General features: G+C 46.9%; 9 protein-coding genes. 7 read left to right on the top strand and 2 right to left on the bottom strand.

Translation table 11 applies throughout. The features are described 5' to 3' along the window. Both B3O33_RS02950 and B3O33_RS02945 read right to left on the bottom strand, forming a co-directional pair. Positions 1-2,072, bottom strand: a 2,072-nt coding sequence (locus B3O33_RS02950) for a ribonucleoside-diphosphate reductase subunit alpha (RefSeq protein ID WP_292362894.1), incomplete at its 3' end; no start/stop codon positions are given. Positions 2,073-2,398: 326 nt separating this feature from the next. Further along, complete coding sequence (locus tag B3O33_RS02945) at positions 2,399-2,923, bottom strand: hypothetical protein (protein WP_292359624.1); 525 nt, start codon at positions 2,921-2,923, stop codon at positions 2,399-2,401. Between the two features lie 348 nt (positions 2,924-3,271). Between B3O33_RS02945 and B3O33_RS02940 the strand changes: the two genes are divergently transcribed. The 7 genes from B3O33_RS02940 to B3O33_RS02910 all read left to right on the top strand — a co-directional run. After that, the gene (locus tag B3O33_RS02940) at positions 3,272-3,508 is read left to right on the top strand and encodes a cytochrome ubiquinol oxidase subunit I (RefSeq protein ID WP_292362893.1); all 237 of its coding nucleotides are present in this window, start codon (positions 3,272-3,274) and stop codon (positions 3,506-3,508) included. Then, positions 3,477-4,655 carry a cytochrome ubiquinol oxidase subunit I gene (locus B3O33_RS02935; protein ID WP_292362892.1) on the top strand — a complete coding sequence of 393 codons (1,179 nt, stop codon included), beginning with the start codon at positions 3,477-3,479 and terminating at the stop codon, positions 4,653-4,655. Before B3O33_RS02940 ends, B3O33_RS02935 begins: the two co-directional genes overlap by 32 nt. Beyond that, positions 4,655-5,653 carry a cytochrome d ubiquinol oxidase subunit II gene (gene cydB / locus B3O33_RS02930; protein WP_292359620.1) on the top strand — a complete coding sequence of 333 codons (999 nt, stop codon included), beginning with the start codon at positions 4,655-4,657 and terminating at the stop codon, positions 5,651-5,653. The genes B3O33_RS02935 and cydB overlap by 1 nt, the downstream gene beginning before the upstream one ends. A gap of 3 nt (positions 5,654-5,656) precedes the next feature. Next, the gene (cydD, locus tag B3O33_RS02925) at positions 5,657-7,351 is read left to right on the top strand and encodes a thiol reductant ABC exporter subunit CydD (protein WP_292359618.1); all 1,695 of its coding nucleotides are present in this window, start codon (positions 5,657-5,659) and stop codon (positions 7,349-7,351) included. Positions 7,352-7,353: 2 nt separating this feature from the next. Next, positions 7,354-9,051: an amino acid ABC transporter ATP-binding/permease protein gene (locus B3O33_RS02920; RefSeq protein ID WP_292359617.1), complete on the top strand. Its 1,698-nt coding sequence runs from the start codon at positions 7,354-7,356 to the stop codon at positions 9,049-9,051. 129 nt (positions 9,052-9,180) lie between these two features. Next, a complete protein-coding gene (locus B3O33_RS02915) occupies positions 9,181-10,926 on the top strand; it encodes a ShlB/FhaC/HecB family hemolysin secretion/activation protein (RefSeq protein ID WP_292359615.1) in 1,746 nt (581 codons plus the stop codon). Between the two features lie 41 nt (positions 10,927-10,967). Continuing rightward, positions 10,968-12,959 (top strand): filamentous hemagglutinin N-terminal domain-containing protein (locus B3O33_RS02910; RefSeq protein ID WP_292362891.1); only part of this gene is annotated, 1,992 nt, incomplete at its 3' end.

Below are 12,959 nucleotides of genomic sequence, written 5' to 3'. Positions count from 1 at the left end.
GCCAAATCAGAAGACGCATCAATCGCGTAGTAGCTGACGGCTTCCATTGATTCATCCGCGAATTTCACCGCTTCTTCGGTGCTGTAAGGAATACGCAGTTTATACAATGCATCCTGGAAGCCCATGATGCCCAGACCAACAGGGCGGTGCAGCAGGTTGGAATGACGCGCTTGCGGCACACTGTAATAGTTGTACTCAATAACGTTATCCAGCATACGCATTGCTGTTTTCACGGTGCGGTTGAGTTTTTCTTTATCCAGTTTGCCGTTTTCGTCGATGTGCTGAACCATGTTGATCGAACCGAGGTTACAAACCGCGATTTCCTGATCAGAGGTGTTCAGGGTAATTTCAGTACACAGGTTTGAGCTGTGAACCACACCAACATGTTGTTGCGGGCTGCGCAGGTTACAAGGATCTTTGAACGTAATCCAGGGATGGCCGGTTTCAAACAGCATGCCGAGCATTTTGCGCCACAGGTCAGTAGCCGGCATTTGTTTGAAATTACGGATTTCACCGCGTGCCGCTTTCTCTTCGTATTCGTTGTAGGCTTTTTCAAACGCCAGACCGGTCAGATCATGCAGATCCGGCACTTCTTCTGGTGAGAACAACGTCCATTGACCTTCTTCGGCCACACGTTTCATGAACAGGTCGGGGATCCAGTTGGCGGTGTTCATATCGTGGGTACGACGACGATCATCACCGGTGTTTTTACGCATATCGAGGAATTCTTCCACATCGATATGCCATGTTTCCAGATACGCACAGACCGCGCCTTTACGTTTACCACCCTGATTGACCGCAACAGCCGTGTCGTTAGCGACTTTCAGGAACGGCACAACACCTTGTGATTTACCGTTGGTGCCTTTGATATGTGCACCCAGACCACGAACACGGGTCCAGTCATTACCCAGACCGCCAGCATATTTGGACAGCAGGGCGTTATCACGCATGGCGTTATAAATGCCGCTCAGGTCATCCGGTACGGTGGTCAGATAGCAAGACGATAATTGTGGACGCAATGTGCCTGAGTTAAACAGGGTCGGCGTTGAGCTCATAAAGTCGAAAGAAGACAGCAGGTTATAGAACTCAATGGCGCGGGCTTCACGATCGATTTCATTAATCGCCAGACCCATTGCCACACGCATATAAAAGGCTTGTGGTAATTCAAAACGGGTGCCATCGCAGTGAATGAAATAACGGTCATACAGGGTTTGCAGACCAAGGTAAGTGAAGCTGAAATCATTTTCCGGTTTGAGTGCTGCGCCCATACGCTCCAGATCATATAAGCCGAGTTCTGAGTCAATCAGTTCGTTTTCAATCGCCGTGTGGACGTAGGTTTTGAAGTAGTCTTTATATTGTTCGGCCATTTCGCTTTGCGATGCCTGACGAGGGGCTTTGTAGACAAAACTCAATGCTTCACGGCGGATACTGTCCATCAGCAGGCGAGCAGCCAGGGTGCTGTAGGCAGGATCTTTTTCGATAAAGGTACGGGCTGACATGACCAGTGCTTTTTCGACGTCTTTTTCAGACACACCATCAAAAATATTGCGTTGGGTATCACGCAGAATGGCGGCATTATCAACCTGAGCAAGACCCGTACAGGCTTCATCAATCAGGTTACGCAGGCGGTCGATATCTAACGGCTGGCGAGTGCCGTCATTCAACGTGACGTGCAATGTGCTTTCATTGGCAGGTTGCGGGTGTTTGCGTTCTTCTTCCGCACGCTTTTGCGATTGCTGTTCACGGTAAACCACATACGAGCGGGCAACTTTGTATTCACCGGCACGCATCAGAGCGAGTTCAACCTGATCCTGAATATCCTCGATATGTACGGTGCCACCTTCATCCAGACGACGCAGCAGATTATCGCTGACTTGTCGGGTGAGTTCGGCAACCGTTTCGTGAATACGTCGGCTGTCTTTTGCGGCTTCGCCTTCAACGGCCAGGAAAGCTTTGGTCAAAGCAACGGCAATTTTGCTGCTGTTGAACTCAGTAACCTTGCCGTTACGACGGATAACCTTGTAACCGGATTCGGAGGAGGGTTGGATGTAGTTTTCTGCTTCGCTCGCCATAGTGATTTTCCCTGCTTTGTGTGGTAAGACTTTAAAAACGGCAAACCACAACAAATTGTGGTCGCAACATGATTGAACCACAAGATAATGTGTTTTTGAAGTCTTAGCAAGGGGATAAGTTGCACATAAATTGTGCATTAGATGTGGATAACTTCAGAGCGATCAGGCGGTAACTGAGCCGCCATGCGCGATCACCGAATTTGCCCCAATATGGTGAAGAAAAAAATATTTTTTTGTTTGAATGGGTGCCGGTGAATATCTTGTGGTCATTCTTCCCAACGAGCCGGAAAAGATCGACTCGCCGGGATATCAAATCGTCAAAATGCTCAGAATGTTTCACTCATTGAAATAGCCGAATCTTCAAGCAGTTTTTTGATTAGATCAATTTCATCATGCTCATCGGTTTGTACAACCACCGTCCAGTTTTGTTCATGACTGGCTTCAACGGTTTTGGTGATTAAGGGATCGTGATCAGGACGAATTGAAATCGCGCCCGCCAACATCATGCCAAAAACCAACCCGAAAAAGATAAACACAAGATACGTGAACATGGGGCTGGACTGAGTCATTTCAGGACCGCTGGACACTAAAAATGTTGCGATGACAATACCGACAATCATACCTATCAATCCAAGCCAGCCATGGGATTTAACGATGGTTTTGGCTATGCCATGGCTTTCAGGTTCGATTTTTCGGCTAATGGCGCTGTCATCCGGTTTAACAATACTGATTACGGCGGGTGAAAGGCCATTATTAATGAGTTTTTGCCTGGCGGCATTGGCGGAAACTTCATCACCATAGATAGCTGCAACACGACCAGTGTGTTTTTCATCTTGAATTTCTACTTCCATATTCGTTCCTCCTGATACACATAAAAACGTTTATTCATTCGGTGAATTAAATTCAGGTTAACGCTGTTATCTGAATTAATAAAGTTTCACAATGGGGATAACGACAGATGCTGTTCATAACGACATCTTATATAAACATGACAGCTTATAGCTTAAACAATTCATCAGCGATGGGGTTTAACCTATGTTGAATTGCAGTGAATTTGTAAAACTGAAAAAAAATTGATCCCTATCATTTTTACTAAGCACTTCTTGTGCTATTTATAGTCTGAAAGCTGGGCAATTAATGTATGTTAACCCCCCAGTGATGTTGGGCCTGTAAATAGTACTGACCAAATTGGAGTCACCATGGAACTCGATCCGCTTTTACTGTCACGAATTCAGTTTGCGTTCGTGGTATGTTTTCACGCCATTTTCCCGGTCTTTACGATTGGTCTGGCAAGTTTTATCGCCGTATTGGAAGCCCTGTCATTAAAAACCGGCAACCCGCTCTGGCAGCGACTTTCGAAGTTCTGGATTCAGGTATTTNNTGGGGGTGGTGTCGGGGATTGTCATGTCATTTCAGTTCGGCACCAACTGGAGTAATTTTTCTTACGCGACGGCCAACTTTCTGGGGCCGGTACTCAGTTATGAAGTGATCACCGCCTTCTTTTTAGAAGCGGCTTTTCTTGGTGTGCTGCTATTTGGCCGCGATAAAGTCCCGCAAGGTGTGCATTTATTTGCTGCAATCATGGTGGCGTTAGGCACGTTTATTTCCTCTTTCTGGATATTGGCCGCCAACTCGTTAATGCATACACCAGATGGATTGGTATTGCGCGATGGACTGTATTACGTCGTTTCCTGGCGGGATGCGATTTTCAATCCGTCATTTGGTTATCGCTTCCTGCACATGGCACTGGCATCCTTTTTGACAGCCTCATTCGTGGTCGCGGGGGTGACGGCCTGGTTTATCATGCAAAAACGGGAAATGGAGGCCAATAAAAAGGCACTTTCCATTTCATTGTGGTTGATTCTGATTCTGGCACCTGCACAAGTGTTGGTTGGCGATTTTCATGGCCTGAATACCCTTAAACATCAACCAATGAAAGTGGCGGCGATGGAAGGTAACTGGGAGACAGGAACCGGTGTGCCATTATTACTGTTTGCCTTGCCGGATCAGGAAAACCAGCAGAATCATTTTGAAATCAAAATTCCTAAACTGGCGAGTTTTATCCTGACACATGAATGGGATGGTGAAGTGCCGGGATTAAATGAAGTGGCACCTGAAGAGCAGCCGCCGGTATTTATTGTGTTCTGGGCCTTCCGGGTGATGGTGGCAATGGGCATGCTGATGGTGCTGTTTGGGCTGGCAGGACTCTGGCTACGCAAACGTGATCGCTATCTTGAGAGTAAACCTTTCCTGAACGGGTTAAGAGTGATGAGTCTGTCACCGTTTATCGCGGTGTTAGCAGGATGGATTGTCACCGAAACCGGTAGGGCACCTTGGTTAATATATGAACAGATGACGCATGCGCAGGGGTTAACACCTTCGTTAACAGGCGGTATGGCGTTATTTACCTTGATTGGTTATGTCGCTGTGTATGCCATGGTATTCAGTGCCGGAGTGTTTTATCTGATGAGTGTCTTCCGGGGTGGCCTGGAAACTGCCAATGCCGATCAGCTGGATGACGATAAGGAAAAAGCCCAACGGCCAATATCAGCCGCCAATGCCAGTTTAGACGGAGGTCTGTAATGGAACAGCCATTTGATTTAGTGATTATCTGGGCCGGTATTATTGGCTTTTCGGTGATGATGTATGTGTTGATGGATGGTTTTGATCTGGGGCAGGGCATTTTGTATCCCTTTGCGCCGGATGATCATTCAAGAGACATTATGATGAACTCGGTTGCACCGGTCTGGGATGGTAATGAAACCTGGCTGGTGATGGGCGGTGCAGGGTTGTTAGGAGCTTTCCCGTTGGTGTATTCGGTCTTTCTGCCTGCTTTATATATAGGTGTGTTTCTGATGCTGGCCGGTTTGATTTTTCGCGGCGTGGCATTTGAATTTCGCTTTAAGGCAAATACCACCCGATACATCTGGGACTGGGCGTTTGCCGGAGGCTCTTTTGTCGCCGCGTTTGCTCAGGGCGCTGTTGTGGGTGCGTATGTTCAGGGCTTTGAAACCAGTAACTTTGTCTATGTCGGTGGCGCATTCGATTGGTTGACACCTTTCACCATTATTACCGGTCTGGGACTGGTAGCTGGCTATGCCTTGTTGGGTAGTACCTGGTTAATCATGAAAACCGAAGGCGAACTGCAGCAGTGGGCCTATCGTGTGACACTTCGCCTGCTGGTGTTGGTGTTGTTAGTGTTTGCCATTGTCAGCATCTATACGCCATTTGTTGATGCGGGTGTGATGGAGCGCTGGTTCCATGGTTTCTCTCTCATTTGGTTCTTACCGCTTTTGGCCCTTTACAGTGCGTATCTCATTTATAGCTCAGTGAAAAAACAGCAGGAAGGCTTGCCGTTTGTGGCCACCATGGGATTGTTTCTGTTCACCTATCTGGGATTACTGGCCAGTAAATGGCCCTATCTGGTACCACCGGATTACACATTATGGGATGCTGCTTCGGCCTATGAATCGCAACTGTTCCTGTTGCTGGGCTTCCTGTTTGTCATTCCGTTTGTCCTGGGCTATATCGCCTGGTCTTATTGGATCTTCCGCGGCAAAGTGAAAGGTGGTTATCACTAGCTAATGCCTGATGACTCGATAAGCAAAGAGATAGCCCAAACTGGTCGTTTACTGTTAAAAGACCTCTCACAGAAACAGCGAAGCCGATTACTTTTAGCTGTTTTTGTGGGGGTGTTGGCAACGATCGCGATGATTGTTCAGTGGTTTGCTCTGGCAAAACTGACTTATGCATTAATCATTGAGCAGCAACCACTTACAGAACAGTTCATGCTGATTGCTTTGATGCTGCTGAGTCTGCTTTTACGCGCATTTTTTGTCAGAGTGCAGGAGCATTACAGTCAATGGGCCAGTATGACTGCGCGGGAGGATTTGCGAGAGCAGATTCTTTACGCCTGGCGGCAAACCAGTGCATTGCAGCATAGTCAACATTCTCCCGGCGCGGCTGCCAGCCAATTGATTGAAGATGTCGAAGCGATGGATGGTTATTTCGCCCGATTCTGGCCACAGCAATTATTGGCAGTACTCACACCACTATTAATCGTATTGATTGTGTTTTATTACAACTGGCTGGCCGCCTTATTTTTATTGTTGGCAGCGCCGTTGATTCCCTTGTTTATGGTATTAGTCGGGATGGGAGCTGAAAGCATCAATCAGCGTTTTTTCAACCAACGCCAGCGCCTGGCTGGTCATTTTCTGGATCGGGTTAAACATCTCACCACGCTAAAACTGTTTGCTGCCGAATCTGCCGCATTACATGAAGTGAATTTGCGCAGTGAGGATTATCGGCAAGTGGTGATGAAAACACTGAAGCTGGCGTTTTTATCGTCAGCCGTATTGGAGTTTTTTACCAGTGTGGCCATTGCCACTATCGCTATATATATTGGTTTTGCGTTGTTTGGCGCGATTAGTTGGGGGCCGGCGGCTGATATCACGTTATTCAGTGGTTTATTTATTTTGCTGCTGGCACCGGAGTTTTTTCAGCCACTACGAAATCTTTCCCAGTTCTATCATGATCGGGCTGCTGCTTTGGGTGCTGCTACGCAAATTGCTACCTATCTGGATCCGTCAGATACAACTAAAAACCTTTCTGCAGTTGTCATATCAGAACAACAATCTAATTCGGCGTTATCAAAGTTGGTCACAACTGATCTTTCAATTGGTTATAACGCCAGTGAAAAATTACAGGGACCTTTAAATATTAAGTTAACAACGGGGCAATGTCTGGTGATTAGTGGCCCTTCTGGCAGTGGCAAAACCACCTTGTTACATACCTTGGCTGGTTATCTGCCACCAGTGTCCGGTGAGCTGCTTTTGAATAACCAGCCAATCACTAAAACAGCGATTCGTTATCTGCCACAAAAACCCTGGATCATTAACGGCAGCTGGGCCGATAACCTATCTGTGCTAGCCCCACAAGCCACTAAACAATCAATGCAAAAGGCATTGATTGAGTTAGGCTTGGAAATGTTAATTTCAAATAGAGACAATGGTTTAGACAGTCAACTTAATGAACATGGTGAAGGGCTTTCCGGTGGACAATTACAGCGACTGGCGTTGGCGAGAGTAATACTTTCGCCAGCCCCATTAGTGTTGCTGGATGAACCGACGGCCAGTCTTGATGCCGAGAGTCGGCAGTATGTTTTGGCGGCACTGGCGGAGTTAAAACCTCAGTGTATTTTAGTGATATCAAGCCATGATCCTGAGGTATTAGCGCTTGCCGATCAGCAGCTCCATTTTAAGTTTAAAGGGGATGACTGATCATGTTGAATCCTCGACCAAATACAATTTCACCGATTAGATTCTGGCTTGGAAAAGTATTGGAACATCAGAAAAAACGCTTAATAGTTGGTTTACTGCTGGCGTTATTAACGGTTGTTTCAGCAATGGGATTGTTAGCTTTGTCCGGCTGGTTGATAACCGCTACGGCGATAACGGGTCTGGCAATTACGGCGGGCAGTGCGGTGATGCTGGATATTTATCGGCCGGGTGGCGGGATCCGGTTTTTTGCCTTAAGCCGCACGGTAGGACGCTATTTTGAGCGGCTGCATAACCACGATATGGTGCTGCGGGTCATTGCCGGTTTCAGAAGCACGCTATTTTCCGGATTACTGGATTTACCAGTTCAAGAACTGCGAAACACACAAGATAGCGAATGGTTAAGCCGTTTAACCGCCGATCTGGATAATCTTGATAGTCTTGTGCTACGACTGTTATTACCTCCAATGACAGCAATAGGCAGTGTGTTATTGCTGGCCTTATTTATGAGTTTTTTCTCACTCACACTCGGAATGATATTCGGTTTTATCACACTGATGTCCGGCATTTTCTATTTCAGCCTGTTAACCCATAAAACAACCCAAATCAGTCGCTTGTATGCAGAGCTAATTAACGAGGCGCGATTGCTGACGATTGAACATTTACAAGGCCAGCTGGAGCTACAGGCCGCGCGTTTAAATGAAGCACATCAAACGCGACTGGTGCAGTCGCTTGCTGAGATTGGCAGGGCACAATTAAAACTGAATCAACAGATTGCCAATGCACAGTTAATGGTCAGTATCTGCCATGGGTTGTTGGTGATAGGTGTGGCGCTGGCAGCAATGTGGGCATACCAGAATGCTATTTTCAGTGGACCGGTTGCGGTTATGTTAGTTTTGGCAGTATTTGGTTTGGGCGAGTTATTGCAAAACCTGCCGGGACAGGTAGGGCAGTGGGGCAGAACCCACTATGCAGCAGAACGTCTGCAACCATTAGCCGAACATAAGGCCTCAGAAAAAATGGCGATAGAAGAGCTTGAACGTCTGTCGATGATGCTGGCTGATCATCCCAAAGTTATCAGCACTATCGATACGGCTATGGCATTTGAATTAACGCCCGGACAATGTTTGCTGGTGACTGGTCGATCCGGAACTGGAAAATCCACAGTCGCCAACATCCTGGCGGGACTGGAAATACCGGATTCATTTATAACGCCTTATCAGTTGTTGATAAATGGCATTCCACTGCGTACAGATCAAACACAAGCCTGGCATAAGCAGATTGGCTATCTGACGCAGCAAAACAGCATCATCGCCGCGACGTTATATAGCAATTTGACCTTAGGGCTTTATGAAGTCGATGAGCAACAGCTTTGGCAGGCACTGACTTTAGTTGAGCTGGATGAGTGGGCCAAACAGCTACCAGCCGGGTTACACAGCTGGCTGGGCGATACCGGCAGCCAATTATCCGGTGGTCAGGCCAGAAGGGTCTGTCTGGCAAGACTGTTATTAAAAGAATCAAAACTGATCTTGCTGGATGAGCCTTTCAACGGCATTGATACAGAAATGGCACAACGCATCTGGCAGCGTTTGTATCCGCAGTGGCAGGATAAAATGCTTATCATGCTGATGCATGAACGGCCAGACTTTTACCCCAATGTAGATAATCAGCAGATTTTTGAAATCAAACTAGATCAAAACTAATGGTTAAAAAGTCTGAAATTTATTTGAAGTAGCGCACATTTTTCCCATACGGTTCGGCATGAGCGTTGCCTGTATCTTTATTCTTGAATTACTATTTTTCGTAATTGAAAGGAATTCAAGAAGAAAAAAATGGATAATCGTCACGGAAGACGAGCGCCCTATCTTCTGGTATGGGTGTTTGTTATATGGAATTTATTTTCTGTAGCAGCATATGCTGGTGCTGCAGTTATTGATCGCGCTGCACAAGAGCTGCTTCTGCAGCAGGAGCGCGAGCGTCAGCTTCGCGAGCAACAGGAAATCTCTCCTGATGTACGAATACCAAATCCAACTTCTCCGCCAGAAATCCTCGTTTATCCAGACAGTGAATCTCCCTGTTTCACTATCTCCAGCGTTTCACTGATTGGCGAAAGCGCTGCAGAATTTAAGTTTGCTTTATCCGCCGTAACGGATGGCAATGATTCCGCCATAGGACGTTGTCTTGGGGCACAAGGCATTAATGTCGCAATGAGTCGTATTCAAAATGCCATTATTGCCCGGGGCTTTGTAACTACCCGGGTGCTAGCAGCTCCACAGGATCTTAATTCCGGTTTATTACAACTTACGGTGATACCAGGCAGAGTCAGAAAGGTTCAGTTTGCTGAAGGCGTATCTGCAAGAGCGACCAAATGGAATGCGATCCCTGTGCATCGGGGTGACATTCTGAATCTGCGCGATATTGAGCAAGGTCTGGAGAATTTTAAACGAGTACCCACTACAGAAGTCGATATCCAGATAGAGCCGGCAGAAGGGCCAGATGCCCTGCCTGGTGAAAGCGATGTGATCATTCATTACCAACAGCGTTTCCCGTTTCGACTGACTATCAGCGCCGATGATGCCGGGTTCGATTCCACCGGTAAATATCAGGCTGGCATTACCTTATCCGGCGACAATCTGCTGATGCTCAATGACTTGTTCTACGTTAATTACAACCATGATCTGGGTGGAGGCGAATCAGGGAAGCGCGGATCTGATGGTCAGACGGTCCATTATTCGTTTCCCGTTGGTTACTGGTTATTTGGGTTTACCACTTCCAACTATGACTACCACCAAATGGTTTCAGGTCTTAATCAATCCTATACCTACAGTGGTCGCAGCCAAAACTCAGATATCAAGGCCAGCCGACTCGTTTATCGTAATGCCATCAATAAAACCTATCTTTCATTTCGAGGTTTTTTCAGAAAATCCTCTAGCTATATAAACGACACAGAGATTGAAGTGCAAAGACGGCGTACCGCGGGTTGGGAGTTCGGTTTCAGCCAAACCTGGTATTTAGGACAGACACTGCTGGATTACACCATCGCATATAAACGGGGGACAGGGGCATGGAATGCTCTCAAAGCGCCTGAAGAGGCCTTTGATGAAGGAACATCACGTATGGAAATAGTCACGGCTGATCTTGGTTTCAACCTGCCATTTTCCGTTAAAGCCCCATGGGGTGAGCAGGCTCTGCGTTACTCAACCCAACTTCGTGGGCAATACAATTTCACACCATTAACACCACAGGATCGCCTGTCTATTGGTAATCGTTACACCGTTCGCGGCTTTGACGGGCAATGGTCTTTAAGTGCGGATAACGGCTGGTTCTTACGTAATGAAATGAGTGCATTACTCGCAAACACGGGGCAGGCCGTTTATTGGGGGCTAGATTATGGCGAAGTCGGCGGTCAATCCAGTGATCTTTTATTAGGCAGGCAGCTGGCAGGAATTGTAATGGGGTTAAGAGGGGGCTTTGGCGGATTTAGTTATGACGTGTTTATGGGAAAAGCACTTAAAAAGCCCAGAGGGTTTGAAACAGCCAGTACGGCAACAGGGTTTAATTTGAACCTGACCTTTTGATTTATGTTTCGTTGAATCATCTGAGATAAGGGATTAAAAAGATGAACAAAAATAAATTCAAGGTGGTGTTTAACAGAGCACGCGGTTTGATGATGGTGGTTGCAGAAAACGTCGGATGTCACTCTTCGGGAAGTAACTCAATCGTAACAACAAAACCTTGCCCTATGGTCCTCGCGACTCTGCGTCCGTTGATTTTCTCAATGCTTGTCATGAGTAGTCTGGTAATAATGACCAGCCCAACCTATGCAGACATCATTGCCGATCCTAATGCTCCAGCCACTCAGCAACCGATTATTAATGAAACAGCAAATGGTTTGCCATTGGTCAATATTCAGTCCCCCAGCGCTGAGGGTGTCTCACGTAACTCCTATCGCCAGTTCGATGTAAAGTCGAAAGGCGCTATCCTCAATAACAGCAATAAAAATACCCAAACCCAACTTGGCGGCTGGGTTCAAGGCAATCCCTACCTTGCCGGGGGCACAGCTAAAGTAATATTGAATGAGGTTAACAGTCAAAATCCGAGTTTGCTGAACGGCTATATTGAAGTGGCCGGTAGTCGCGCTCAGGTTGTTATTGCCAATCCGGCAGGTATCAGCTGCAGTGGTTGTGGCTTTATCAATGCGAATCGCGCCACGCTGACGACGGGGAAACCCATCCTGAATAATGGCAACCTGCTAGGTTATCGCGTCGGGGGCGGGAAGATTAACTTTTTAGGGAATGGACTCGATACTTCACAAACTAACTTCACCGATGTGATTGCACGCGCAGTCAATGTAAACGCTGGTATTTGGGCGAATACGCTTAATATTACCACCGGTACCAACCAGATCAGTATCGATAAAAAAGGTAATCAGACCAACGTAAGACCTATTGCCCCTGATGCAGGAGCTGCTACCCCAGCCTTTGCCATTGACGTTGCTGCACTAGGAGGCATGTACGCGGGCAAAATTCACATGGTTGGAACAGAATTTGGTTTGGGTGTAAGGAATGCTGGTGATATCGGAGCAAGCGTTGGCAGTGTCAGTATTACTGCCGATGGGGTGCTGCAAAATATCGGCGTTATCAGTGCTAAATGCAATATCCAGTTGGATGTTGCAGGTCTGGAAAGTGATGGCAGTGTTAGAGCAGATGGTGACATTAGCATCAAGCTGGCTTCTGATTATATTCACACCAGTAAGCTGCAAGCAGGCGCTAATCTTAACTTACATACCAGTGGTGACATTACTAATCAATCGACCATACTTGCAAGTCAATCGCTACACCTTAGCGCCAACAACATTGACAATATGTTGAATGGGGAAATAGTCGGCCTTGATACTCATATTACCGCCGTGGACAAGATTGCAAACCAGGGCCTGATTGATGGCGTAAATACGCTCATCAACGCAGATAATCTGCTCAATAGTGAAGCCGGCAGTATCTTTGCTGATCAAGTCGCTATTCAGGTTGCTAACCTTGGCAATGATGCAGGTGCTGTAATCGCTGCTCGTAACCGGCTTGATATGGGCGCAACGACTATTGAAAATAGTGATGATAGCTTGATATTCAGCGCAGGCGATTTGGCGATAGCCGGCAGTCTCGATGGTGCTAATCAATCCATTGGAACTGCAGATTCACTTATTAATGATGGCGCGACTATTGAGGCATTGGGTGAGGCAACTTTTACTATCACCGATTTACAAAACTTAAATTCCAATCTGGTCACACAACTGGTGCAGACTGGTTCCGGCAGCTTTGATCGATTTAATCCTGCAGGGACTGGCGCTATACTTGAAAGCTCTGATTATCCGGGTGCCCATATCGGTAACGTTAATGTGGAATGGCGTTCAGCAGGGCCATACACATTCCGCGAATACACACGCTTTTTAGGAACCAGACGGTTCTACGAAACACAAATCGTCTCATCTGATCCCGGTCAGATTCTCTCGGGTGGCGATATGTCTTTCCGCGGTTCTGTTATCAATAGCGACAGTCAGATCATCGCCGGAGGCAACCTTGATGTTACTGGCGCCTCCGTACAAAACCTGAATTCA

Source organism: Methylophaga sp. UBA1464, assembly GCF_002325665.1.
GTDB lineage: Bacteria > Pseudomonadota > Gammaproteobacteria > Nitrosococcales > Methylophagaceae > Methylophaga.
The sequence above is the reverse complement of the archived record's forward strand: the minus strand, read 5'-3'. Positions and strand labels throughout refer to the sequence as shown.